General features: G+C 70.2%; 23 protein-coding genes and 1 pseudogene. 7 read left to right on the top strand and 17 right to left on the bottom strand.

The features are described 5' to 3' along the window. The 3 genes and pseudogenes from ABZ845_RS12360 to ABZ845_RS12350 all read left to right on the top strand — a co-directional run. Positions 1–465, top strand: a pseudogene (locus ABZ845_RS12360) (bi-functional transferase/deacetylase); the annotation flags it as partial. A gap of 250 nt (positions 466–715) precedes the next feature. Continuing rightward, positions 716–1,783: a MerR family transcriptional regulator gene (locus ABZ845_RS12355; RefSeq protein ID WP_360976927.1), complete on the top strand. Its 1,068-nt coding sequence runs from the start codon at positions 716–718 to the stop codon at positions 1,781–1,783. 458 nt (positions 1,784–2,241) lie between these two features. After that, positions 2,242–4,332: an ATP-dependent DNA helicase gene (locus ABZ845_RS12350; protein WP_360976924.1), complete on the top strand. Its 2,091-nt coding sequence runs from the start codon at positions 2,242–2,244 to the stop codon at positions 4,330–4,332. Between the two features lie 476 nt (positions 4,333–4,808). Here ABZ845_RS12350 and ABZ845_RS12345 read toward each other — a convergent pair whose 3' ends face one another. Continuing rightward, entirely contained in the window at positions 4,809–5,405 is a 597-nt protein-coding gene (locus ABZ845_RS12345; protein WP_360976921.1) for a hypothetical protein, read from the bottom strand. Positions 5,406–5,464: 59 nt separating this feature from the next. Between ABZ845_RS12345 and ABZ845_RS12340 the strand changes: the two genes are divergently transcribed. Then, positions 5,465–5,710 (top strand): hypothetical protein, encoded by a 246-nt coding sequence (locus ABZ845_RS12340; protein WP_360976918.1) that lies wholly within the window; start codon positions 5,465–5,467, stop codon positions 5,708–5,710. A 78-nt stretch (positions 5,711–5,788) separates the two neighbouring features. On the opposite strand, the gene ABZ845_RS12335 is transcribed toward ABZ845_RS12340, so the two are convergent. Next, on the bottom strand, positions 5,789–6,214 hold the full coding sequence (locus tag ABZ845_RS12335; RefSeq protein ID WP_360976954.1) for a VOC family protein: 426 nt from the start codon (positions 6,212–6,214) through the stop codon (positions 5,789–5,791). 133 nt (positions 6,215–6,347) lie between these two features. On the opposite strand from ABZ845_RS12335, the gene ABZ845_RS12330 reads away from it, so the two are divergent. Beyond that, positions 6,348–6,932, top strand: coding sequence for a TetR/AcrR family transcriptional regulator (locus ABZ845_RS12330; protein ID WP_360976915.1), 585 nt, complete (start codon positions 6,348–6,350; stop codon positions 6,930–6,932). 58 nt (positions 6,933–6,990) lie between these two features. Here ABZ845_RS12330 and ABZ845_RS12325 read toward each other — a convergent pair whose 3' ends face one another. The 12 genes from ABZ845_RS12325 to ABZ845_RS12270 all read right to left on the bottom strand — a co-directional run bounded on the left by ABZ845_RS12325 (position 6,991) and on the right by ABZ845_RS12270 (position 19,205). After that, on the bottom strand, positions 6,991–7,740 hold the full coding sequence (locus ABZ845_RS12325) for a hypothetical protein (RefSeq protein ID WP_360976912.1): 750 nt from the start codon (positions 7,738–7,740) through the stop codon (positions 6,991–6,993). Positions 7,741–7,774: 34 nt separating this feature from the next. Then, complete coding sequence (locus ABZ845_RS12320; protein ID WP_360976909.1) at positions 7,775–8,248, bottom strand: hypothetical protein; 474 nt, start codon at positions 8,246–8,248, stop codon at positions 7,775–7,777. 11 nt (positions 8,249–8,259) lie between these two features. Continuing rightward, the gene (locus tag ABZ845_RS12315) at positions 8,260–9,534 is read right to left on the bottom strand and encodes an MlaD family protein (protein WP_360976906.1); all 1,275 of its coding nucleotides are present in this window, start codon (positions 9,532–9,534) and stop codon (positions 8,260–8,262) included. After that, the gene (locus ABZ845_RS12310; protein WP_360976903.1) at positions 9,531–10,814 is read right to left on the bottom strand and encodes an MCE family protein; all 1,284 of its coding nucleotides are present in this window, start codon (positions 10,812–10,814) and stop codon (positions 9,531–9,533) included. Before ABZ845_RS12310 ends, ABZ845_RS12315 begins: the two co-directional genes overlap by 4 nt. Further along, positions 10,811–11,920, bottom strand: a complete 1,110-nt coding sequence (locus ABZ845_RS12305) for an MCE family protein (protein ID WP_360976900.1) — start codon at positions 11,918–11,920, stop codon at positions 10,811–10,813. The genes ABZ845_RS12310 and ABZ845_RS12305 overlap by 4 nt, the downstream gene beginning before the upstream one ends. Beyond that, positions 11,917–12,915, bottom strand: coding sequence for an MCE family protein (locus ABZ845_RS12300; RefSeq protein WP_360976951.1), 999 nt, complete (start codon positions 12,913–12,915; stop codon positions 11,917–11,919). The genes ABZ845_RS12305 and ABZ845_RS12300 overlap by 4 nt, the downstream gene beginning before the upstream one ends. 278 nt (positions 12,916–13,193) lie before the next feature. Continuing rightward, complete coding sequence (locus ABZ845_RS12295; RefSeq protein WP_360976897.1) at positions 13,194–14,234, bottom strand: MCE family protein; 1,041 nt, start codon at positions 14,232–14,234, stop codon at positions 13,194–13,196. Beyond that, positions 14,231–15,487 carry an MCE family protein gene (locus ABZ845_RS12290; RefSeq protein ID WP_360976895.1) on the bottom strand — a complete coding sequence of 419 codons (1,257 nt, stop codon included), beginning with the start codon at positions 15,485–15,487 and terminating at the stop codon, positions 14,231–14,233. Before ABZ845_RS12290 ends, ABZ845_RS12295 begins: the two co-directional genes overlap by 4 nt. Before the next feature lie 11 nt (positions 15,488–15,498). Then, positions 15,499–16,323: an ABC transporter permease gene (locus tag ABZ845_RS12285; protein WP_360976892.1), complete on the bottom strand. Its 825-nt coding sequence runs from the start codon at positions 16,321–16,323 to the stop codon at positions 15,499–15,501. Positions 16,324–16,326: 3 nt separating this feature from the next. After that, a complete protein-coding gene (locus ABZ845_RS12280; protein ID WP_360976889.1) occupies positions 16,327–17,097 on the bottom strand; it encodes an ABC transporter permease in 771 nt (256 codons plus the stop codon). Continuing rightward, the gene (locus ABZ845_RS12275; protein WP_360976886.1) at positions 17,094–18,023 is read right to left on the bottom strand and encodes an ABC transporter ATP-binding protein; all 930 of its coding nucleotides are present in this window, start codon (positions 18,021–18,023) and stop codon (positions 17,094–17,096) included. Before ABZ845_RS12275 ends, ABZ845_RS12280 begins: the two co-directional genes overlap by 4 nt. Before the next feature lie 108 nt (positions 18,024–18,131). Next, entirely contained in the window at positions 18,132–19,205 is a 1,074-nt protein-coding gene (locus tag ABZ845_RS12270) for a sigma-70 family RNA polymerase sigma factor (protein WP_360976883.1), read from the bottom strand. Positions 19,206–19,758: 553 nt separating this feature from the next. On the opposite strand from ABZ845_RS12270, the gene ABZ845_RS12265 reads away from it, so the two are divergent. Further along, on the top strand, positions 19,759–21,402 hold the full coding sequence (locus tag ABZ845_RS12265) for an APC family permease (protein ID WP_360976880.1): 1,644 nt from the start codon (positions 19,759–19,761) through the stop codon (positions 21,400–21,402). A gap of 248 nt (positions 21,403–21,650) precedes the next feature. Here the strand turns inward: ABZ845_RS12265 and ABZ845_RS12260 are convergent, their stop codons facing one another. The 3 genes from ABZ845_RS12260 to ABZ845_RS12250 form a co-directional block, all read right to left on the bottom strand. Beyond that, positions 21,651–21,950 (bottom strand): hypothetical protein, encoded by a 300-nt coding sequence (locus ABZ845_RS12260; protein WP_360976877.1) that lies wholly within the window; start codon positions 21,948–21,950, stop codon positions 21,651–21,653. 159 nt (positions 21,951–22,109) lie between these two features. Then, positions 22,110–24,008, bottom strand: coding sequence for a propionyl-CoA synthetase (locus tag ABZ845_RS12255; protein ID WP_360976874.1), 1,899 nt, complete (start codon positions 24,006–24,008; stop codon positions 22,110–22,112). A gap of 71 nt (positions 24,009–24,079) precedes the next feature. Continuing rightward, positions 24,080–24,727 carry a creatininase family protein gene (locus ABZ845_RS12250; RefSeq protein WP_360976872.1) on the bottom strand — a complete coding sequence of 216 codons (648 nt, stop codon included), beginning with the start codon at positions 24,725–24,727 and terminating at the stop codon, positions 24,080–24,082. Between ABZ845_RS12250 and ABZ845_RS12245 the strand changes: the two genes are divergently transcribed. Then, positions 24,689–24,949, top strand: a complete 261-nt coding sequence (locus tag ABZ845_RS12245; RefSeq protein WP_360976869.1) for a TetR/AcrR family transcriptional regulator C-terminal domain-containing protein — start codon at positions 24,689–24,691, stop codon at positions 24,947–24,949. The genes ABZ845_RS12250 and ABZ845_RS12245 overlap by 39 nt on opposite strands. The last annotated feature ends 96 nt before the right edge of the window (positions 24,950–25,045 follow it).

Below are 25,045 nucleotides of genomic sequence, written 5' to 3'. Positions count from 1 at the left end.
TGCTACGGCACCCTGCAGGCGATGTGGAAGCACCGCGGCGCGCTGGTGCAGCGCGGTGCCGCCGGCAAGCTGGGCCGCCGCGGCCTGGTCTACCTGCTGCTCTTCCAGGTACTGCTGCCGCTGCTCGCACCCGTGATGGACATCTTCGCCGTGTACGGGCTCCTTTTCCTCGACCCGGTCCGGATCACCGGCCTGTGGCTGGCCTTCCTGCTGCTGCAACTCCTGATGGGTCTCTACGCGTTCCGCCTGGACGGGGAACCGCCCGGCCCGTTGTGGAGCCTGCCACTGCAGCAGTTCGTCTACCGGCAGTTGATGTACCTGGTGGTGATCCAGTCCGTCTTCACCGCCATCTCCGGCTCCCGGCTGCGCTGGCAGCGCATCGAGCGGTACGGCAGCCTCCACGCCCCGCCAAGCGCAGCGCCCCACCAACAGCCGGAACCGCACGACACCACGCAGCTGCACTGAGAGGACAGCTGTCCGAGCCCCGAGATCAGCGGGACCTGATCCAGGCCACTCGCCGGCAACTCGGTGGCCCCATCGTGCCGGCCTGGGACAATCTCAACACCCATCTGACCGTCGGAATGCCAAAGTTCATCGCCGAGCCACCTACGTCGCCTCACGGTCACCCGCTTTCCGCTGCCGCGAGATCCACCCGCGGAGCCGGGTTGACCCTCGACCTTGTGCAGGGCCCAGAGTGCCGGGTGTGGAGAACGACATGCGCAGCATTGGCGATATGGCCCGCGACAGCGGCCTGGGCGTGAGCGCCCTGCGGTTCTACGACCGTGCCGGTGTGCTGGTCCCGGCCTGGGTGGATCCGGTGAGCGGCTACCGCTGGTACGAACCCGAGCAGCTTCAAGAGGGCCGGTTGCTGGCCCGCTTGCGCCGGGCCGGGATGCCGCTGACGGACATCCGGCTGGTGCTGGCCAGCTGGTCCGGCGCGGACACCGATCTGGTCCGGAATCTGTTCAACGCGCACCTGCGCCGTCTCGAACAGGGGCTGTCCGATGCGCGCAGCGAGTTCTCCGCGCTCCGAGCACTACTCGATCACAGGGAGAACGTCATGACCTCGCTCCGCATCGCCACCGAACGGCTGTCCATCGCCGCGTCCGAGCTGGCGGCCGCGCTGGACACGGTCCGTTTCGCGGCGAGCACCGACCCGGAACTGCCGATGCTCGGCGGGGTCCTGTTCGACCTCGAGGGCGAGAGCCTCCACGTCGTGGCCACAGACCGGTACCGAATGGCTGTCGCGCACGCCGGTATCGCCGGGCACGAGGGGAGCCGAGTGCAGGTCATCGTGCCCACCCCGCTCGCCGACGCGATGCGAGCGCTGCTGGACAGCGAGGGACGCGTGTGGCTGTCTCTCGACGGTCACCGCGTGACACTGGAGGCCGGGGACAGGCAGGCGGCCGGTCAGTGCCTCGACCACGACTTCCCCGACTACCGTCGTCTCCTCCCCGGGACCGGCGGGCGCCGCACCCTCGTCGAGGTGCCGGCCTTCCGCAAGGCCCTGGAGACTGGTCCTGTCCGTTCCGGCGAGGCGGGTGCGCATGAGCTCAGCGTGCTCAGGGTGGACGACGACGGCACGGTGACCCTCTGCACGGACGGTGACGACGACCCGAACCGCGTCGCAGTCAACCGTGAGTTCCTGATGGACGCACTGGCCGCCGGGGCCCGGGACCGACTGATCCTGGAGCTGGGCGCCCCCACGGCGCCGATCGCGATCCGCCGGCCCGACGACGAGGGCACCTTCTCGATCCTGATGCCGGTCCGCCTGGAGGACTGACGGTGCGTTCGCCCTGATCCGGGCCGGCCCGCCCAGACCAACCGGACGGCCCGTCCGCCCCTGTCTCTGTGTGAGTGGAGCGTCTCTTGCGGAGAGGGCGGCAGCGCGACGTCCCCCCGGCCGTCCCCGCCCGAACCGAGGCAGGCGCAGGCGATCTCCATTGATCACTGCCGCACGGCCACGCCTGGCTGCTCGGCGACGAAGTCCACGGTGGGCCCGGCCCTTCGGCACCTGGAACGACGATGAGGACGCCCGGGAGGGGCCGGGCGCGCAGGACGCCGACTCCCGCCGCTGATCCCAGGGTCCGTGAGCCGGCCGGACTGGGAGCCACGTACAGGCGCCCGAGATGACCGTCCTCGCTCCGTGCCGTGGCGGCTGATGCGCGCAGGTAAGTCAAGCCTTACCTTCTCGGAATTCCGGCTGCATAGTGGGGACCCGTGTCGAGAGGAGGCCGGTTGTTGCCGCAGGTCGATGGTGGCGACGGGCGTCAGGTGGCGGTGGAACAGGCCCGGGTCCGTGCTGTGTACGAGTTGCTGGACGAGCGCCTCGAGCAGGCGCGTGCGCAGCTGGCGGCTGTGCTGAGGCTGCCGGTCGAGGGTTCGGGCGAGGCGTATGCGCGTGAGGTGGAAGCCGGGCGTCTGACGAGTTCGGTACGCCGGTTGGAGGGGGCTGAGCAGGGGCTGGTCTTCGGTCGCATCGACGGTGTGGACGGGACCGCGCTGTACGTCGGGCGCATCGGCCTGCGCCGGCAGGACGACGATGTTCCGTTGCTGGTGGACTGGCGGGCGCAGGCGGCGCGGCCGTTCTACGCGGCGACGCCGCTGCACCCGTTGGGGCTGCGGCGTCGCCGGCATCTGCGCTGTGAGGGCCGTGAGGTGTGTGCGGTCAGCGACGAGATCCTGGACGGCTCCGCCGTGACGGCCCAGGACGTGGTGGGGGACGGTCCGCTGGTGCGGGCGCTGGAGGCGGGGCGCACGGGGCGGATGGGTGCGGTGGTGGCCACCTTGCAGGCGGAGCAGGACGCGGTCGTCCGCAGCGAGGATCGGGGGGTGACGGTGGTGCAGGGTGGTCCCGGCACGGGCAAGACCGTGGTGGCGCTGCACAGGGCCGCGTACCTGCTGTACGCGGCCCCGCGGGTCGCCGAGCGCGGAGTGCTGGTCCTCGGACCGAACACGCGGCTCCTCGACCACATCTCTCAGGTCCTGCCCTCGCTCGGTGAGAGCGACGCGGTCCTGGCGACCTGCCAGGACCTCGCCGGGGTGCGGCAGGCACTCCAGGAACCATTCGAGACCGCGCGCCTCAAGGGCCGCCTCGTGATGGCGGACGCGCTGGCAGGGCTGGTGCGGTCCCGGCAGGCGCTGGGCGGGGACTTCACGGTACGCGTGGGCCAGGAGCAGGTCCGGCTGCCGGACGAGGAGATCGCACGGGCTCGGGACGCGGCCGCGGGGAGCGGCCTGCCGCACAACAGGGCGCGCGAGGTGTTCAAGCGACATCTGGTCGAGGCGACCACCAGGGCGCTGCAGGACGGGTTCACCACCACCCTGGCGCGCTTCGACGCCGAAGCGGCAGCGAGCACGGGGATCGATCTCGATCGGGCCGTCGAGGACGACTTGCGCACCCTCGGGCTCGACGACACGCCGACCGCCGATGCGGGCGGGGAATTCGACGCGGACGCCGTGCGTGCAGCCCTGCTGGACGATGCCCGCACCGAGCACGCCGTGCAGGCCCTGTGGCCCCATCTGAAGCCCGAGGCTCTCGTGCGGGAACTCCTGGCCGGCGCCGACGCCCTTGCGGCACACCTGCCGGACCTGGCCCGCGCGGACCGCTCCCGGCTGCTGCACGTCCCCGGCACCGGGTGGACGGATGCCGACGCGGCCCTGCTGGACGAGGCGGCGTACGTGCTGGACGGCCTACCCGAGCGCACATTCGGGCACGTCGTGGTCGACGAAGCCCAGGAACTCACCCCCATGCAATGGCGCATGGTCCTGCGCCGCTGCCCGTCCAGGTCGATGACCGTGGTGGGCGACTTCGCCCAGGCCGGCCCCGCGGTCACCGCCCGCGACTGGCAGCACACGCTGGCTCCGCATCTGGGCAAGCGGTTCATCCTGCACACCCTGACCGTCAACTACCGCACCACCAAAGAGATCCTGGCCCGGGCCAGCGGCCTGCTTGCACAGATCGCCCCTGACCAGACGCCGAGCCGCTCGATCCGCCACGGCGAGACCCCCCGCACCCTCACCGTCACCGCGCGCTCGCAGCTCGCCGCCGCACTCGCCGACGAGCTGCGGACCCAGGCCGACGCCTACCCGGGCGACCTGCGCGCCGTCCTGTGCCCGGACGCCACAACCGCCGAACTGACCGACACCCGGATCACCCGGTGGGCACGCCTGGTCCCCGCCTCCCAAGCCCGCGGCCTGGAGTTCGACTCCGTCATCGTCGCCCTCCCCGACGAGATAGCCGTTGCCCGGCCCAGCGGCGGGAGGGACCTGTACGTCGCCCTCACCCGCGCCACCAAGAGACTCTGCGTCATCACCACCGAGCCCGCCTGACGTCAGGCAGTAACCCCAGGGCCTACAGCAGCTCAGCCCGGATCCGCCGGGCCGCCCTCACCGTGAACGCACGCGGTCTCATACCTCTCGACATGGGTTGCATATCTCACTTTCCGACCCGCAGCGGCCGGTCCGCCGAGCACAAACGAGTGCGATCCGTATCGGATACAGGTTGTAGTCGGCGACTCGGTCGGACAACGACCTGCGCCAGAATTGCGGTACGTACCGGCCCCAGGAGGAGCCATGCCCGGCGTGCCCCGAAAGTATTCACCCGAAGGAACACCACTGGCACCTCTGTCGGACTGGCAGCACGTGCCGACCGCCGACTACACAGCGGACACGCCAGCGGTAGTACGGCGGTGGCGGCACCTGAGGGATGTCATGCCGTGGCCACGTCGGGCGCGCCGCCTGACGCACTGACAACCGAAGAGCCGGGGCCTTGAGCCGCATGGGGGACCATGTCGACGGGCGCCCTGTTACGGAACTGCCAGGCAGTCGGCCCAGAGGGCGGCCAGAGGTGCCGGGATCTTCGGTATGGCGGCACAGCCGCGCGGGTCGCGGGGGAGGCCGTCACTTGCGATGAGGACCCAGCTGCCGTTGCCGGAGCGGGAGAAGTACTTCATCGCCGCGCCGTCGTCCTGACTGGCCACCAGCTCGGGGTAGGTGGCGCCGGCGGTCGGTACGAACATTGCGGCCGCGTAAGTGGTGCCTTCGCAGTTGCCGTAGTAGAAGGTGCCGGTACGAGGCCGGATGTGCACGAGTTGAGGCCGGCGCTGATGGCCGTACGCGGCGGTCACTTCGGCCTTGACCGCGGGCGAAGCGGTGAGTGACCGGCAGCTGGCGGTGGGCGTCGGTGAGGCGGGCGACGAGGGGCCCTTGGTGGTCTGCGACGGTGCGCCGGCTGCGCGGGGAACCGCCGCACTGGTCGGGGAAGCCGTGGTGACGGACGGGGAGGCGGACCGGTCGGTGTGCGCCGAACCGGTGGACGAGCAGCCGGCGAGCAGGGCGATACCTGCGGTGGAGAGGGCCGCTATGGCGGTGGCGGTAGGACGGGTGGCTCTGTGATGTCTCAATGCGAACCTCACTTGTGTCTGCTGCGCGCGAGGGAGTGGGATCTGCGAGAGCGCTGTCCATGGCGGTGACGCTGGTGGTTTCCAGCAGGACGTCGGTCTCGGGGTCGATCGGCAAACGGTCACGGCTGGAGACGCCGTTGAAGACAAGTCCGGTTCCGGTGCAGTCGGCGCCGACCCTCAAGGTTGGCGCCTGCCTCCGTCGAGCGCAGGCGGACGAGCAGCGCATCCGCGGCGATCGCAAGAACATGACCGCGCTGCGTCCGATCGACGCCCGGCTGGTTCACCGGCGCGACGACGTCCGATAGTTCAGCTCATCCGAAGCTGGGCGCCTTTGTTCCCGGACCGAGACCGGGCTGGCGGCACGCCTTACTGCCTCCAATCGTTCAATGAACGCAGAACTCGTTGCCCTCGGGGTCGTGCATCACGGCGCAGAAGGAATTCGAGGCCTCCGAGTCCTCGATGCGCAACCGGGACGCGCCCTCGGTCTCCAGCCGGGCCACCTCGGCAAGCACTCGCTCCTTACGAGTGGCGAACGGGACGCCACGCCCTCCGCCCACGCCGAGATCAAGGTGGAGCCGGTTCTTGACGACCTTCGGCTCGGGCACCTGCTGGAACCAGATCCGCGGGCCGACGCCATTCGGATCGATGACGGAGTCACTGCAGTCACCTTCGCCCAACTCCTCGTCCGGCACGCCCTGGTCCAGCCAGTACGCGCGCCAGGTGGCGAACGGTGCAGGCGGCGGCTCGACTCGGTACCCCAGTGCAGCGGCCCAGAATGCCGCGAGCCGCTCGGGCTCAGCACAGTCCATGGTCAGCTGGAGTCTGGGATTAGCGATCACCGGCCAACTGTACTGCCATGTGCGTGCCGACACTTCGTCACCTCCGAACGCACGCCGTCCGTCAATCGAAACGGCCGATCCGGCTGAGCGAGGGAGATGCGCGGTGCCCACGGGAGTAGCCATCCGCGACGTGCGCGACCAACTCTTCGACGCGGCCGAGCGCGTCCTGCTCCGGGACGGACCGAGCGCGCTGACCAGCCGGGCGGTCACCGCGGACGCGGGCTGCGCCAAGGGTGTCCTCCACCGGCACTTCGCCGACTTCGACGCCTTCCTCGCCGAGCTCGTGCTGGACCGCATCGCCCGCATCGACGAGCAGGCCGCCGCGCTGCGCAAGACAGCCGGAACCGGCAACGTCGCCGACAACCTCACCCGGGCACTGATGGACCTGTTCGGGTCGGTTGCGGTTGCGATCGTCAGCCTCGTCACCTCCCGGGACGACCTGCGTGCCCGGCTGCGCGCGGCGAGGCCCACCGGCGTCCCGGTCCTGAGCGATGCCGCGACCGCGATCTCCTGCTATCTCACCGCCGAACGTGAACTCGGCCGCGTCACCACGGACGCCGACATCGACACAGTCGCTCCCACGTTGATCGGAGCTGTGCACATGCTGTTCGCCGACCGGCAAGGCACCCCACCGGACGCCGGGGCCGTCCGCAAGGTCGTGACCGCGGTCATCGCCGGCGTCGAGTAACGGCTCCGCCTACTGCTGATCCGGCCGGGATCACCCGGCAGGATGTGCATATGCCTGGTCAGAGGGCGTCGACGCCACTGACCTTCCAGCCGTCGGACGTGCGCGTGAGCGTCAATCGCACCCGGTTCAGGTCCAGCCGGGGCTCCGGGACCTGGGTGCTCTGGGTGACCTGGTCGACGAAGAGCAGGACGACGGCCTTGTCCGGTGTGGCCGACACGACGGACGCAGCAGGGGTGCCGCCGTCGGAGGGTGTGGCCACGGTCGCCTTCACCACGCCGTGGTACGTCGTCGCTGTCGGCGCGACCACCGTCTTCGTCGTCCTGCCGTACTGGTCGCGGAAGTGCCCGGTCAGCAGCGCGCGGGCCCGGGCGAAGTCCCGGTCCAGGTGCCGGTAGTCGTACGACAGCACGACCGGCGCCGCCTTCCGCGCGGCAGCGAGGGCCTCGCCCCGGGCCTGCTCCGCCTGCCGTCCCTGCCGGTACTGCCACCCGAGGACGGCCGCCATGACCAGGGCCGCCACGAGGACGAGGCCCAGCACCGTGGTGAGCACGTTCCGTCCGACCCTGCGCGAGGGCGTACTCTCCTCCGGCTCATCCTCGAAGGGCTCGGGCTCGGGCGGGTCCTCCCAGCCGTCCGCCGGGGGCTCGACGAGAAGGGTGCGCCCGGGGGTGACTTCCTCTTCCTGGCGGGCAGCGCGCTCGGCGAGCGTCGGCCGCCCGGCGCGCTTGGCCGCCGCGCGGGCGGCCGCGGTCATGGTGCGGCGGGCCGGTGAGCCGGTGCCGCGGGTGCGGGAGGTCGGGTTCGCCACGGTGTCTCTCCTCATCGATGGCCTCACGGCTGGGTCAGCCCACGAAAGCGACGTCGGAGGTCAGCCAGCGGCCGGCCACGCGCGCGAGGTCGAGCTGGAGCCGGTAGGTGCGCGCCTGGCCCTCGGGCGCCGCGGTGTTGGTCACCTTGCTGTCGGCCACTACCAGGACGCGGGCCGAGCGCGCGTCGGACCGCACGATGCCCGCTTCCAGAATCTGCCCCTCGGACACCGACTTGTTCTGCGCAACCAGCTTCGTCAGTTGTGCGGACTGTGCGGCGAACTCCTTCTTGAACTCGCCGGTGGCGCCCTTCAGCACATTGCCGCTGTCCCGGTCATAGTGCCGGTAGTCGAGCGAGATGAAGCTCAGCGCCGACTGGCGGGCGGCCGCCAGGATGTCCTGACGGCGCTGCTCCGCCGCGCGCTGGTCGGCCAGCTTCAGGCCCAGCCAGACAGACAGCACGGTCGTCAACACGGTCGCGGTGACGAGCCCCGCCGACAGCAGCCTCATGCGTCCGCCTCTCATGCCATCGGTCCCACGAGCAGCCATTGCCACGACTCCTTTCCGAACACGGTCTGTTCCCCGCCCGTCGAGCCGATCTCGAGGGGCGTTCCGTCCGGGCCGGTCACGGTGCCGGTCTCCGGGTCGTACGGGGCCACGAACGCGGCCTGGTCGGCGCTGTACCGACCGGTGGTCGGGCCGGGCGCGTTCTGCGCTCCACGCACCGAGGTCTTGCTGCCGCGCGGTGCCGTGCAGTGCGCGCCGGTGTTCGCCGGGCGCGAGCCGGTGTCGGCGGGGTCGCGCCGCTGGGTGCCGTAGCCCTGGGTGCACGCGGGCGGGTCGTCGGCGTTCACGGTCAGCCCGAAGTGGGTGGTGCCGTCGCCGGGGACGACCGTGTAGCTGCCCGCGACCGTGAGCGGGAGCGTGACCAGGGCCTGTTCGACGCCGGGCAGCCGGGCCACGGTGATCTGGCCGCCGCTGATGAGGTTGGCCAGCAGGACCGGTACGTGCGGCCGGGTGGACTTGAGCAGCGAGTCCAACTGCTGGTCGGCGGGCGCGGTGTCGCCGATCAGCCTGCGCAGATCGCCGTCGCTCGACTTCAGCTGCTCGGTGAGCGTGGCCAGGTCGCGGGAGAACGATTTGATGGCCGAGCCCTGGTCGGCCTGTGTCTTGAGCACCTTCCGCGAGTCCTCGATCAGCGAGACCGTCTGGGGGAGCGACTCGGATGCGGACTCCACCAGTGCGTTGCCGGAGTCCACCAGCCGGCTCAGGTTCGGTCCGGTGCCGGCGAACGCCTTGCCCAACTCGTCCACGGTGACCCGCAGATCGTCCTTGCCGACCGAGTTGACCAGCCGGTCGAGGCTGAGGACCAGGTCGGTGACCGGCAGCGGGGTCCGGGTGCGGCTGCGCGGGATCGGGCTGCCGTCCCTGAGGTACGGCCCGCCCGACCGCCGCGGCTGGAGGTCTACGTACTGCTCGCCCACCGCCGAACGGTCGGCGACCACCGCGAGCGTGTCGGCCGGGATCCTCGGGGCGCCGTCCTCGATCTTCAGCGCCACCGAGATCCCGGACCCTGTCAGCTGCAGATCGCCCACGCGGCCCACCGGCACCCCTCGGTAGGTGACCTCGGCGCCGGGGAAGACGCCTCCGGTCTCGGCGAAGTCGGCGCGCACCGTGTACCCGCGGTGCAGGACCTCGTCCACGAGGCCCGTGTACCGGGCGCCGACGTACGACACCCCGAGGGCGGTGACGGTCGCGAAGGCGAGCAGCTGGGCCCTGACCGTACGTGTGATCACGGAAGTATCCCCTTCAGCATCAGCTCGGCGAGGCCGAGATCGGTCCCGGGCGGGAGGCGACGCAAGCCGCTCCCGGTGCTGTAGGCCGTGGTGCACACAGGCGGGCACAGCAGGGTGCTGCCGCCGGAGGGCGTCGAGGGCACGGCGGGTGCGGAGGGCACGGGGGGCACGGACGGGGTGCCCGGCAGGGACGGGACGGACGGGAGAGGGGCGGGAGTGGGGAGGCCGGGAAGGCGCGGGGTCCCGGGGGCCGGGGACTTCCCGCCCTTGCCGGGCTTGCCGGTGACGTTGCCGTACAGGTCCGCCAGGTCGAGGTCGGCGGTGATCTTCAGGTTGACGTAGTCGCCCTTGACGGCGTCCGTCGCGTTGCGCGGGAACGGGTAAGTGGTGAGGATCTCCAGGGAGTTGGGCAGATCGTCGCCCGCCTTGTTCAGCTCCTGCAGGATGGGCTGGAGCTTCTTCAGGTCGGCGACGGTGTCGTCGTGGGAGGCGTTCACCACTCTGGTGCCGGTCTTGCCGAGTGTCGACAGTGCGGTGAGCATCTTCGTCAGGTCCCTGCGCTGGTCGGCGAGGGCCTTCAGGGCGGGCGGCATGGTGTCGACGGCCAGGGCGATCGTCTTCTTCTCCTTCTTCAGCCGCTGTGCGAGCCGGTCGACGCCCTGCAACGCGCGCACGATCTCCGCCCGCTGGTCGTCGAGGCCGCCGAGGAACGTGTCGAGCTGCTTCAGCAGGGACCTGACCCTGTCCTCACGGCCGCTGAGGGCCTTGTTCAGCTCGACGGTGATCGTCTTCAGCTGGGCCACCCCGCCGCCGTTGAGCAGCGCGGACAGGGCCGACAGCACCTCCTCGACCTCCGGGTTGCGGCCGCTGCGGGACAGCGGGATGAGGTCGCCGTCGTGGAGCCGTCCGACGGGCGCGGTGCCGGCCGGCGCGGACAGGGCGACGTACTTCTCGCCGAGCATGCTCGTCTGCCTCAGGTCGGCGACCGCGTTGCCCGGCAGCTTCACCGAGTCGGCCAGGCGTAGCCGTACCCGCGCGTGCCAGCCGTCCAGTTCCACCTTCTCGACCGTGCCCACGGTGACGTCGTTGACCTTGACCGCCGACTGCGGCACCAGGTCCAGGACGTCCCGGAACTCGACGGTGACGTGGTAGGCGTGGCCGTCCGAGGCGGCACCGCCGGGGAGCGGGACGTCGTACCAGCCGTTGAACTCGCAGCCGGTCAGCAGCAGCGAGCCGGTCACCGTCCAGGCGGCCACCCGACCCAGGCGTTTCACACTCATGCCGGTGCCCCCAGGATTCCGCCGAGGGTCTTGTCGACCGTGCCCGTCGGCACCGGGGCCGATGGCACCTTGGGCAGGGAGTCGAAGAGCTTCTTCAGCCCGGCGCAGCTGTCGTGGTCGTCGCCGGTCGTCTTCAGGATCGAGCAGAGCAGTGATGACGGATCCTGAGGGGCTTGCGCGTTGTTGCGGGTGTCGAGGGTTCCGGCGGCGGGGTTGTAGGCGTTCTGCAGGTTCGACAGGCCCGTAGGGGCGACTGTCAACAGCTCCTCCAATGCGGCCCGTTGGGTGACAAGGACCTTGGTGACCTTGGCCAGGCCCTGCACGTCCGAGGCCAGCGCCTTCTTGTTGCCCTTCACGAAGCCGGACACGTCGCCGAGTGCGGCGGCCAGGTACTTCAGCGCGGCCGCGAGATCCTTGCGCTCCCCGGCGAGCTGCCCGGCCACATCGGCGAGGTCGGTGTTGAACGACCGCACGCTGGTGTCGTCCGCGGCCAGCGCGGCGGTGAACACCTGAAGGTTGCGCACCGTCCCGAACAGGTCGCCGCGTCCGTCGGACAGCGTGGTGACCGCCTGGGACAGGTCCTCCACCGTCTGGTTGAGGTTCTCGCCCTGCCCCTGGAGGTTGTCCGCGCTCACCCCGAGCAGCCGGGACAGCGAGCCCTTCTTGTTGGCACCGTTCGGGCCGAGCGCCTCGGCGGTGGTGTGCAGGCTGTCGAAGATCCGGTCCAGCTCTACGGGGACGGCCGTACGGGACTCGGGGATGACGTCTCCGTCCCGCATTACCGCGCCCTTGCGGTACACCGGCAGCAACTGCACGTAACGGTCGCTGACCACCGAGGAGTTGACGATGGCGGCCTGTGCGTCGGCGGGGATCTCGCGGCCCCGGTCGTATTCCAGCTCCACCCGTACCCGGTCGCCCTCCGGCGTGATCTTCCTGACCTCGCCGATGCGGACGCCGAGCACGCGGACGTCGGAGCCGGGGTAGATGCCGACGGTGCGCGGGAAGTACGCCGTGACACGGACCGGGCGTGGGCCCGGCCAGAGGACCACGGCGAGGCCGACGACGATCGCGAGCGCGGTGAACAGGGCCAGGAGTCTGCGGGTCATCGGGTGCCTCCCGTCCGCGGAGTGACCGGGGCGGCGACCAGGTTCTGGATGTAGGAGTCGAACCAGCGGCCGTTTCCGAGGGTGTTGGTGAAGAGCCGTACGTAGGGGGCGAGCAGCCGGACACTGCGGTCGAGGCTCGCCTGGTTGCGTTCGAGCATCGTCACGAAGGTGTTGAGGTTGTTCAGCGCGGGCCCGATCTCCTTGCTGTTGTCGTCGACCAGGCCGGACAGCTCGATGCCCAGCAGCGCGGAACTCTTGAGCAGCGTGTGGATCGCCGCGCGCCTCATGTCGATCTCCTTGAACAGCGCGTCACCGTCCTTCACCAGCGCGGAGAAGTCCCTCGTGTGTCCGGCCAGCACCTCGGTGACTCCGTTCGCATGGTCGAGGAGCCCGCGCAGCGCCTGGTCACGGGAGGCGACGGTCCGGGAGATCCGTGCCAGCCCCTTGACCGACGCCCGTACCTCCGCGGGGGAGTCCTGGAAGGTGACGGAGATCGTGTCCAGTGCCTTCGCGAGCCGGTCCGTGTCGACCGCCTCGGTGGTGGTCGTCAGGTCGCTGAAGGCCTGGACCACGTCGTACGCCGACACGGTCCGTTGGAGCGGGATCTCGCTGCCCGGCTTCAGCTGGCCGGGGCCCTTCGGGTACAGGGCCAGGTACTTCGCGCCGAGGATCGTCTTGACACGGATCGCCGCACCCGTGCCGGTACCGAACGCCGGATCGCCCTTCACTTTGAAGGTCACCTTGACATGGTCGCCGTCCAGGTCGACGCCCTCGACCTTGCCGACCTTGACCCCGGCGATCCGTACCTCGTCACCCGGCTTGAGCCCGCCGGCCTCGGAGAAGGCCGCGCTGTAGGTGTTGCCGCCGCCGATCAGCGGCAGGCTGTCGGCGTTGAAGGCGGCAAACGTGAGCAGCGCGAGGACGGTGAGGCCGACGGCGCCTACGACGACCGGATTGCTCCCCCGCCGCCCGAAAGGCGTGGGAGGTGCCCCCACGCGGAAGGGCTTCGGGCGTGGGCGCTTGAGCCGGATCCTGGGCAGGCTGGGCGGCAGGACGCGTACTTTCACGAGGGGTTGGGGGCGGGGTTTGCGCTTCGGCAGCAGCCTGGGGAGTTTCGGCAGCTTGGGCGGCAGGACGCGTACTTTCACGAGGGGTTGGGGGCGGGGTTTGCGCTTCGGCAGCAGCCTGGGGAGTTTCGGCAGCTTGGGCGGCAGGACCCGTACCTTCACCAGCGGCTCGGGGCGGCGGACATCGCGCCGCCACATGCGCATGCTCATCCGCCACACCTCGCCCGCGCCACGTGCAGCTCCGGGGTGATCACCTGCTTGGTCTTCGGCAGCACGATCCGGCCGTCGAAGTCGCAGAGGTAGAAGTTGAACCACGAGCCGTACGAGGCGGTCCCCGTCAGCTTCTCGAGCTTGTCCGGCAGCCGCTTCAGGACGTCCTCCACGGTGTTCTCGTTCTTGTTCAGCGTTCCGGTGACCTCGCCGAGCCCGGCGATGTCGTCCTTCAGCGGTGGACGCGCGTCCTTCAGCAGCCCCGAGGTGACGTCCGTGAGGTCGCCGATGCTCACCAGCGACTCCCCGATGGGTTTGCGGTCGGCGGACAGCCCCGAGACCACCCGGCGCAGTTGCGTGAGCAGCTCGGAGAAGCGGGAGCCGCGCTTGTCGAGCGTCTCCAGGACGGTGTTGAGGTTGTCGATGACCGATCCGATCAGCTTGTCGCGGTCGGCGAGGGTGCTGGTGAGCGAGGCCGTGTGCGCGAGCAGGCTGTTCACCGTGCCGCCCTCGCCCTGGAGGGTCTGGACGATCTCGGTGGCGAGCTGGTTGACATCGCTCGGGCTGAGCGCGGCGAACAGCGGCTTGAAGCCGTTCAGCAGGGCGTTGAGGTCCAGCGCCGGCTGGGTCCGGGACAGCGGGATGGTGCCGCCCGGCCGCAGCCGGGCGGTGACGTCGCCTGTGCCCTCGGTGAGCGCGATGTACCGCTGCCCGACCAGGTTGCGGTAGCGGACGACCGCGTGGGTCCCGGCGAGCAGCGGTCGGTGCGCGCTGACGGTGAACGTGACCTCCGCCAGGGTCCGGTCCTTGATCCGGATGCCCTCGACCTCTCCCACCCGCACTCCGGCCACCCGGATGTCGTCGCCGGTCTCCAGCCCGGTGACATCGGTGAACACGGCGTGGTAGGTGTCCTTGGGTGTGAAGGAGACGTTGACGATGGTGGCGGCGAGCAGCGCCGTCGCCGCGATGGTGACCAGCGCGAAGAGACTGAACTTGATCAGCGGGGCCGCGGTCCCCCGGGTTCCTGACCTGCTCATGCGGCACTCACCGCCGTTCCGCGTGCGAGCGGCCCGAACAGCAGGGTTGCCACGGGCGGCACCTGGTCCGCGGGGACGCCCATGACGGGGGCCACGAGCGAGCCGACGGCCCGCTGCTCGGCACGGGTGGCGGACACGTCGGCACCTCCGGGGAGCGCGCCGCCGGAACCTCCGGCCGACGTACCGTCGTCGAGATGGGGTTTCGGGCCGGGCACCTGCGGATGCGGCAGGCCGCGGCAGTTCGGGCCGGACCGCTCGCCGTACACCGGCTCCTCACCGGGCCGGTACGCCCCCTGCGGCCGGACGACCTCAAGGGTGATCCGCATCTCGCCGCCCCGGAACGTGTCCTCCGACGCCTTCTCCTGCCGGACCAGGCCCTGGAACAGGCACGGGTACTCGGGGGAGTAGCGGGCGAACAGCTCCAGCGTGGGGCGGGAGACCCGGCCCAGGGTGATCAGCCGGTCGCCGTTCTCGGACAGGAAGTCGTTCGCCGTGCCCGCCACGGAGGCGGTCGCGCGCAGAGCCGAGGCCAACTGGACCCTCTTCTCGACGATCGTTCGGCTGGTGGTGACCGTGTTGCGCAGGATCCGCATCAGGTCGGGCGCGGCGTCGCCGTACACCTCGGCGACGTCCGCGAACCGCTTGATGTCCTCCTTGAGGGAGGGCATGTGCGGGTTGAGACGGCGCAGATAGCCCTCGACCCGGGAGAGGTTGTCGCCGATCCGGTCGCCGCGGCCCTCCAGCGCCGTGGCGAACGCCGAGAGTGTGGCGTCGAGTTCACCCGGCCGGACCGTGCGCAGCAGCGGCAACAGGTCGTTCATCAGCTGCTGTACCTCGATGCCGACCTTCGTGCGGTCCTGGGTGATGACGTCTCCGGCGCGGATGGGCCGAGCCGACGAGTGCGCAGAACGCGGGGGTGCGACCAGGTCGACGTACTTCTCGCCGAACAGCGTCTTGGGCAGCAGCCGCGCGTGCACGTCCGAGGGGATGTACGACACGTACTGCGGCTTGAGCGCGATGTCGAGGGTCGCCTTCGTGCCGTCGGCGTGCACCTCGCGCACCTCGCCGACCAGCAGCCCGCGCAGCTTGACGTCGGCACGTGGATCGAGCTGGTTGCCGAGAGTACCGGCCTCCAGGGTGATGGGCACGACGGAGGTGAACGCCTGCTGGTAGACGGCCACCGCGAGCGACAGCAGCAGCGCGAGCACGGCGAGGAACGCGATGCCGTACAGCCTGAGTCTCATTCTGTGCATGCGCACCGCCCTCACCCCGCGATCCGTACCGTCGTGTTGGCGCCCCAGATCGCGAGGCTCAGGAAGAAGTCCAGGACGTTGATGGCGACGATCGAGGTCCGCACCGCCCGGCCCACCGCGACGCCGACACCGGCCGGGCCGCCGCTCGCGTGGTAGCCGTAGTAGCAGTGCACGAGGATGATGAGCAGGGCGAAGACGATCACCTTGCCGAAGGACCAGAACACGTCTACGGGCGGCAGGTACTGGTGGAAGTAGTGGTCGTACGTGCCGGTCGACTGCCCGTAGTAGCCGGTGGTGATGGTGCGGGCGGCCAGGTACGAGGACAGCAGCCCGATCACGTACAGCGGAATCACCGCGACGAAGCCGGCGATCATCCGCGTCGTCACCAGGAACGGCAGCGACGGGACGCCCATCACCTCCAGCGCGTCGGTCTCCTCGCTGATCCGCATCGCACCGAGCTGTGCGGTGAACCCGGCGCCGACCGTCGCGGACAGGGCGAGTCCGGCCACCAGCGGGGCGATCTCCCGGGTGTTGAAGTACGCCGACAGGAACGCCACGAAGTTGGAGGTGCCGAGCTGGTTGAGAGCCGCGTAGCCCTGGAGGCCGACCTCGGTGCCAGTGAAGAAGGACAGGAACGCGATCACGCCGACCGTGCCACCGACGACGGCGAGCGCGCCGCGCCCGAAGCTCACCTCGGCGAGCAGCCTCAGGATCTCCTTCTTGTAGCGGCGCAGGGTGCGGCCTGTCCACGCCAAGGAGCGTCCGTAGAAGGACAGTTGGGCGCCCAGCTCTTCGAGTGAGCGCAGGGGGCGATCGAGGAGTTCTTGCGGTCTCATCGGCTAACCCCTCTGTGGGACGACCTGGAAGTACAGGGCGGTCATCACGAAGTTGGTCACGAACAGCAACATGAAGGTGATCACCACGGACTGGTTGACCGCGTCGCCCACGCCCTTCGGACCGCCCTGCGCCGTCAGCCCCTTGTACGAGGCGACGATCGCCGCGATGGCCCCGAACACCAGCGCCTTGATCTCCGCCGCCCACAGGTCGGACAGCTGGGCCAGGGTGGTGAAGGACGCCAGGTAGGCGCCGGGCGTGCCGTGTTGGAGGACGACGTTGAAGAAATAGCCGCCCGCGACACCGACGACCGAGACGAGGCCGTTGAGCAGCACGGCCACGACCATGGACGCCAGCACGCGCGGTACGACGAGCCGGTGGATCGGGTCGATGCCGAGTACCTGCATGGCGTCGATCTCGTCCCGGATCTTGCGTGCCCCGAGGTCCGCACAGATCGCCGTGCCGCCCGCGCCCGCGATCAGCAGGGCGGTGACGATCGGCGAGGCCTCGCGCAGCACCGCGAGCACGGACGCGGCACCGGAGAAGGACTGCGCGCCCAACTGCCGGGTCAGGCTGCCGATCTGCAGCGCGATGACCGCCCCGAAGGGGATCGAGACCAGTGCCGTCGGCAGAATGGTGACGCTCGCGACGAACCACGCCTGCTGGATGAACTCCCGTGCCTGGAAGGGACGTCGGGGCAGGTTCCGGACGACGTCCAGCGCCATCGCGAAGAGGTTGCCCGAGTGTCGGAGCGCACCTGTGGGGGAGAGCCTCATACGGTGCTCACCCCCGTCCCGTGCAGCTCTGCCTCGCTTCTGGCGATCGCCTCCCAGCGGGGCGGGCGGGTGATGCCGGGGCCGGGCAGCAGGCGGGGAGTCAGGTGCCGGACTCGTGGACCCTCGTCGATCTGGGCCAGCTCCTGCTCGACCTGGGCCGCGTCCTTCTCCTCCGCCATGCCGATCGGCCCCTGCATCCGGCCGTTCAGGAACTGTCGTACGACGGGCTCGTCACTGGTCAGCAGCTCCTCGCGGGGCCCGAACATCACCAGCTCGCGCCGGAACAGCAGCCCGATGTTGTCCGGGACCTGGCGGGCCGAGGCGATGTCGTGGGTGACGATCAGGAAGGTGGCGTCGATCTGTGCGTTGAGGTCGACGATGAGCTGGTTGAGGTAGGCCACGCGGACCGGGTCCAGGCCCGAGTCCGGCTCGTCGAACAGGATGATCTCCGGGTCGAGGACCAGGGCGCGGGCGAGCCCGGCACGCTTGCGCATACCGCCGGAGATCTCGCCGGGCAGCTTCCCCTCGGCGCCGATCAGCCCGACCATGTCCATCTTCTCCAGCACGATGCGCCGGATCTCGCTCTCGGACTTGCGGGTGTGTTCGCGCAGCGGGAAGGCGATGTTGTCGTACAGGTTCATCGAGCCGAACAGTGCGCCGTCCTGGAACAGCACGCCGAAGAGCTTCCGTACCTCGTACAGGTCGCGCTCACGGAGCTTGGTGATGTCCCGGCCCTGGATCGTGATCGAGCCGCACTCCGGCTTCAGCAGCCCCACGAGCGTCTTGAGGAACACCGACTTGCCCGTCCCCGAGGGGCCGAGCATCACCGAGACCTCCCCGGCGGGCAGCGTCAGCGAGACGTCCTGCCAGATGACCTGGTGGCCGAAGGACTTGGTCAGCCCTTCCACACAGATCTCGACACCCATCCGGTTCCACCCTTCGCCCGTGGAGCAGCTCCGACATCTGCTCTACGGGGAGGCGCGGTGCGTCCGTCGCGGCGACCGGGAATTTCTTTCGGACGCGTTTGCGGGGTGCTACGGCAGCTTCGGCGACGGCGTGCCCGAAGGCGTCCTCGGGGCAGGGACAGGGGAGGAGAACGGAGCGGCCGGTACCGCCGAGGCCGGGGGGAGCGACGGGACCGACGAGGCGGCCGACCTCGTCGGCAGGTCCGGCACCTTCGGCACGACGGGCACCTGCGGGACCTGCGGGACCTGCGGGACCTGCGGGACCCGCGGCGCCGAGAGCGGGAGCGGGGACGAGGAGACGTCCGGCAGGGACGGCACGGGCACCGGCAGCGGCAGGGACATACCCCCGGTCGGCGCGGGCGTCCGGCTCCGGGCCCCGGGCGCCGGGCGCGAGGAGGGGCGCGTCGTGGGGGTGCGCCCCCGGCCCGTGGCGTCGCTGCGCCGGACCTGCGCGTCGCCGGAGACGACCGGCCGCGGCGCCGGACCGTTCCCGTTTCCGCCCGCATCGACCGCGTACGGCAGTACGAACACCGCCACCGCCAGGGTCGCCGCCGTCGAGGTCACCGCGACCAGCTGGGCCTTGCCACCCCCGCGCAGCCGCCCGCGCCCGACCAGGAACAGCACCAGCCCGAGCGTCCCGGCCAGCGAGGCGCGCAGTGTCCGCCGGGCGCGGGCGAGCAGCGACTCGACGGTCCGGTAACTGAGGCCCATCCGTACCGCGACCTGGCTCACGTCCAGGTCCTCGGACTTCAGCCGGAGCGCCTCCGCCTGCCGGGCGGGCAGCTCACCGCTGCGCACGGCGAGCCACTTCGCCTCGGCCCGGTCGCACACCGCCTCCTCGACGGGTACCGGGCCCGGGGCGACGAGTGTGGGACGGCTGCCCACCTCGGCCTCGCGGTTGACCTGCCGGTACCGGTCGACGCACAGGCGCATCGTCACCGTCGTCAGCCAGGCACCGAGCCGATCGTCGTCGAGGTCCGGGCGTTCCGCGGCCCGCAGCATCGCCTCGTGCACGGCATCCTCGGCGTCCTCCTGGCTCATGGAGCGTCGCCGGGCCACCTTGAGCAGTTGCTCGCGATGGCTCCACATGCGCTGCCAACGCTCCTCGGCGGCCGCTGTGTCCGCAGGCATGTCCGTCGCCATGAGGGCCCCTTCGCGCTCACCCGCCGGTCCTGTGCTTCCGGCGGGGGGCGACATTACCGCCGGGTAGTCGTGATTGTGGAGGGGGCGACGCCCATCGTGTTCCAGCCGTTGCCGATGGTCAGCGGCCCCGCGTCGGGCGGAAGGCCGCCGCCGGGCAGCGTGAGAGCCGGCTCGGGGACGGGGACCAGCGGCGTCCCGGACGCCTGCGGGAGGCCGGCCGTGCGGGACGGGGCCGGGGGAGGGTGAGGCCGGCGGCGTCGACAGAGCGCGCGAGGGACCAGGGCCCGGCTTGCGGTCGTCCGAGGGTGATCACGAGGCCGTCGCGCCGTGGTCGCTGATCATGGCTGAGGGCGGTTGACCTGGGAAGATGCTGCCGGCGGCACGCGCATCGGCGTCCAGCGGGACCCACCGCTTCCAGCAGTGGCTGCCGAGCGAACAGGTATGGCCATGACGTGTTGAATATAACTATTCGGTCGCATGGTCTGTCGCATGCCAGCATTCCGCACCTAGCCTGTGGCGACTCTTAACGCAACGCTAACCGTGAGGCCGCAACATGGCATCTGTCGACCAGCTCGCCCCACCAAGCACGGGCCAGCACCAGAGCTCCCTCCGACGGAACGTCGGACTGATCGGACTGCTCTGGGCGTCCGCCGGCTCGATCATCGGATCCGGCTGGCTGTACGGCGCGAAGAACGCTGTCGTCGCAGCCGGCCCGGCTGCTCTGATTTCCTGGGGCATCGGCGCGGTCGCGATCGTGCTGCTGGCGTTCGTTCACGCCGAGCTCGGTGGAATGTTCCCCGTCGCGGGCGGTACCGCCCGTTACCCGCACTACGCCTTCGGCGGCCTGGCGGGCATGTCCTTCGGCTGGTTCGCCTGGCTGCAGGCGGCGACCGTGGCTCCGATCGAGGTCGAGGCCATGATCGGCTACGCAGGTCACTGGCACTTCGCCCAGGGCTTCCTCAACGCCAACGGCACCCTGACGACGAGCGGCTTCATCGTCGCGGTGCTCCTCATGGGCGTCTTCGTCTCCGTGAACTTCCTCGGTGTGACGGTGCTGGCCCGCACCAACAGCGCTGCCACCTGGCTGAAGATCTTCGTGCCGCTGCTCGCCATCTTCGCGCTCGCTGTGACCAGCTTCCACAGCAGCAACTTCACCTCGCACGGCTTCGCGCCGTTCGGCGCCAAGGGCGTGCTCGCCGCGATCAGCACCAGCGGCATCGTCTTCGCCCTCCTCGGCTTCGAGCAGGCGATCCAGCTCGCGGGCGAGAGCCGCAACCCCAAGCGCGACATCCCTCGCGCGGTGCTCGGCTCGGTGGCCATCGGCACGCTGATCTACGTCCTGCTGCAGGTCGTCTTCATCGGCGCGCTGCCCGGAAGCAGCTTCGCCAAGGGCTGGGACAAGCTCGACTTCGTCGGCATCAGCGGCCCCTTCGCGGGCCTGGCCACCCTTGTGGGTCTGGGCTGGCTGACCTGGGTGCTGTACATCGACGCCATCGTGTCCCCGGGCGGCACCGGCCTGATCTACACCACCTCCACCTCCCGCATCTCCTACGGTCTGAGCAAGAACGGCTACGCGCCGCGTGCCTTCGAGCGCACGGACAAGCGCGGGGTCCCGGTGTACGGCCTGATCATGTCCTTCGTCACCGGCGTGGTCTGCTTCCTGCCGTTCCCGAGCTGGCAGCAGCTGGTCGGCTTCATCACCTCCGCCAGCGTGCTGATGTACGCGGGCGCCCCGCTGGCCTTCGGCGCGCTGCGCCGTCGCCTGCCGAACCGTGAGCGCAGCTACCGGCTGCCGTTCGGTGGTGTGCTCTCCCCGCTGGCGTTCATCGTCGCGAGCCTGATCATCTACTGGAGCGGCTGGCAGACCCTGGAGAAGCTGGGCGAAGCGATCGTCCTGGGCTACATCCTGCTCGGCGGCTACGCCCTCTACGCGTCCAAGAAGGGCCTGCCGAACGCTCCGCAGATCAGCTGGAAGTCCGCCCAGTGGCTGCCGGTCTACCTGCTCGGTCTCGGTGTGATCTCCTGGCAGGGCGGCTTCGGCAACGGCCAGGGCAACCTGCCGTTGTGGACGGACATCGCCGTCGTGGCCGTGTTCGCCCTGGCGATCTATCACTGGGCGATCCGGGTGGCCCTGCCGACCGACGCGATCGAGCAGAACATCGAGGACGTCGAGGTCGTCGACGCGGGCGGTCACTGACCTTCCGCAGCCCCTGATGCCGGGGAGGTCCCGAAGCGGCCGCTTCCGTACCTAGGTGCGGAAGCGAGCCGACTCGGTGGGCCCGGCGTGTTACCGGCACCCTTGCGTTCAGCCCCGGCGTTCACGCCGGGGCTGAACGCGTCTCAGGACTGCTGACCTTGATCACCGGTCTCGGGCCGTGCCCGACATCCGCGCAGGGTCTTCACCAAGATCATCCCGCGAGTCGGTCACGTGACAGGCGCCCCAGGTCACCTGGTCGGGGGACCCTTCCGCACGCCCCGCGGCGGCTTCTTCCCGGAGCACTCCTGCGGAACCAGGCGGAAGCCGTCCGGTTCGCTGCGCACGAGGCCGGCCCCGTTCTCGGGAGTGAACCCCGCGGTCGCCAGCCGGTCCGGACAGGGGGTGTCGAGGTCGTTCCAGGCGGGGTCGGTGCGCGTCTTGCCGTTGCCGATGCCGGTGTCGACCAGAATGCGCATGCCGCCGATCTCCACGGCGAAGCTGTGCACCGCCAGGATCAGCTCTCCGGCGGGGGAGGCGTAGTCGGGCACCAGCCATGGGGTGCGCGAGACGAGCTTCGGTGTGGCGTCGGGGAGCAGCCACGGTCCCGTCTCCGACGGCAGGAGTACCTCGTCGATCCGACGGATGCGGGCATCGCCGACAGTCCAGTGGCGGGCGTGGGAGGAAGGTGCGGATGGGGCGCCATGAGCTCAGACCTCGCCACGCAGCACGGGACGCAGGGCGTCGAGCACGGCCGGGTCGTCGATGGTGGAGGGGAGTTCCGGATCTTTGCCGTCGGCGATCTCCCGCATGGTGCGCCGCAGGATCTTTCCCGAGCGGGTCTTGGGCAGCGCGGCGACGACGTCGACACGGCGCAGCGCCGCCACCGGTCCGACGGTCTCACGTACCAGCGCCACGAGGTCGGCCGAGACGTCCTCGGCGCTGCGTACGGTGCCGGCCTTGAGGACGACGAAGCCGCGCGGGACCTGGCCCTTGAGCGCGTCGGCGACCCCTACGACGGTGCACTCCGCGACGTCCGGGTGTCCGCTGAGGACTTCCTCCAGAGCGCCGGTGGACAGGCGGTGCCCCGCGACGTTGATCACGTCGTCGGTGCGGCCCATGATGAACACGTAGCCGTCCGCGTCCCTGTGCCCTCCGTCCCCCGACAGGTAGTAGCCCTCGTACGCGGAGAGATAGGAGCGCACATACCCCTCGTCATTGCCCCACAAGGTGGCCAGAGTGCCCGGCGGCAGGGGGAGACGGATCGCCACGGCCCCGTCGGTGCCGGGGGGCACCTCGCAGCCCTTCGCGTCGAGGACACGGACGTCGAAGCCGGGCATCGGCACGGTGGCGGAGCCCGGTTTGACCGGCTGCGGGTCAAGGCCGACGGGGTTGGCCACGATCGGCCAGCCCGTCTCCGTCTGCCACCAGTTGTCGATCACGGGGACGCCGAGCAGGTCACTCGCCCAGTGCTGCGTCCCGGGGTCCAGACGCTCGCCGGCCAGGAAGAGGTGGCGCAGCGAACTGGTGTCGTGCGCGCGCAGCAGGATCCCCTGCGGGTCCTCCCGCTTGACGGCACGGATGGCGGTCGGCGCCGTGAACAGCGTGTTCACCCGGTGCTGGGCGACGACCCGCCACAGCGCGCCGGCATCCGGGGTGCCGACCGGCTTGCCCTCGTAGAGCACCGTGGTGCAGCCGGTCAGCAGCGGGGCGTAGACGATGTATGAGTGGCCGACCACCCAACCGACGTCGGACGCGGCCCAGAACACATCGCCGGGACCCGCGCCGAAGATGTTCTCCATCGACCAGCGCAGCGCGACGGCGTGGCCGCCGTTGTCCCGCACCACGCCCTTGGGCCGGCCGGTGGTGCCGGAGGTGTAGAGGATGTAGAGCGGGTCCCGGGCATCGACCGTGACGCAGTCCGCGGGGCGGGCGCCGCTCATGGCCTCGTCCCAGTCGAGATCGCGTTCGGTCAGGTCGGCGACAAGCCGGTGGCGCTGTCGGATGATGCAGCGGTCCGGCCGGTGGCGTGCCTGGGCGAGGGCGGCGTCGAGCAGCGGCTGGTAGGGGACCAGCCGGGACGGCTCGATGCCGCACGAGGCGGAGACGATCACCTTCGGACGTGCGTCGTCGATGCGGGTCGCGAGCTCGTGCGCGGCGAACCCGCCGAAGACGACCGAGTGCACGGCCCCGATGCGGGCGCAGGCCAGCATGGCGATGACCGCCTCCGGGATCATCGGGAGGTAGATCGCGACACGGTCGCCCTTGACCACTCCGAGCTCGCTCAGCACACCCGCGAAGCGCGCGACCTGATCCCGCAGCTCCCGGTAGGTGGTGGTGGTGACGGTGTCCGTGACGGGGCTGTCGTACACCAGTGCGATGCGGTCGCCGTGACCGCGCTCGATGTGACGGTCGAGGGCGTTGTGGCAGGTGTTGAGCCGTCCGCCGGGGAACCAGCTGTACAGCGGCGCGCGGGAGGAGTCGAGCGCTCGGCCGGGCGGGGTCGCCCAGTCGAGGCTGCGGGCGGCCTCGAGCCAGAAGCCCTCCGGATCCTCCAGGCTGCGGCGGTGGACGGCACCGTAGTCGCCCACTGCGCGGGTGTTCGACATGGGAGATTCCTCTCTTCTACTTCCTTCGTCCGCAGGTCGTGGTGTTCCACCGCGACCTGCGGACGACGCCGTCAGCTCACGGAAGGTTCCCGGTCGGCCGCGGCATCGGCGGGTCGTCCCGGCAGGTCGAGCAGCCATTCGGCGATGCGTTCGGCCCCTGCGTCCAGCATGGTCCGTCCCCTGCGCGGCGTCGCTGCGCGGGCGTCCCCCGCGACGCCCGAAGCGGTGATCTCGTGAAAGGGACGCGGGAGATGGAACGGCTGGTCCGCGGACTGCGGCCTGATGTCCGGGCCTGTTGCGTCGGCGAGGCGGGAGGAGTCGACCAGCTCCGGGGCGATCGCCATCATCATCGAGGTCTCGCCCTCGCAGGCGTGCATGAGGTGGTCCTGCCGCTCCATGATGTCGGCGAATCGGTGGTGCGCGGCCAGGAAGTAGCTGGTGACGGCGATGGGGGTGCCGAGCTCACGCGAGAGCTCGTCGGTGATGACGTTGAGCGCCGTGACGTTCCCGCCGTGGCCGTTGACGATCAGGATCGTACGGAAGCCGGACGCCAGGACGGAGGAGCACACGTCCCGTAGGACCGCCTGGTAGGTGGAGAGCGTGAGGCTGAAGGTGCCGCCGAACGCCCTGTGATGGCCGGCCGGTCCGCACCACAGGGACGGGGCGACGACGACCGGCCGGTGCATGGCCGTCAGGATGGCGGCTGCCTGCCGGCACACCTCGGTGCTGAGGAAATCGTCGACGCCGGTGGGCAGGTGCGGGCCGTGGCGGCACGTCAGTTCCTAGGATTCGTCCAGGAGTTCGTCATCTGGCCGCAGGTAATGGCGATCGGACCGGATGTGATGAAGCTGCCCCCGGCCGATCTAGTCGTCGAGGAGGCCATCGCCATGTTCCTCAGTCGCTACGCCACATCGGGCGCACACGATTCCGCGGCTGCCTGAGGCCCGGTGCGGCTCGCCCGCCGCCCCTCGCGCCCCCAGGCACGCGGACGTGCAAGCGCACCCCTCCTCGATAGGCTGTATCAAACAGTCCAAGTA

It is taken from the genome of Streptomyces sp. NPDC047022 (assembly GCF_040644155.1).
GTDB lineage: Bacteria > Actinomycetota > Actinomycetes > Streptomycetales > Streptomycetaceae > Streptomyces.
Note: the sequence above shows the minus strand (reverse complement) of the source record. Positions and strands in the feature narration are given on the sequence as shown.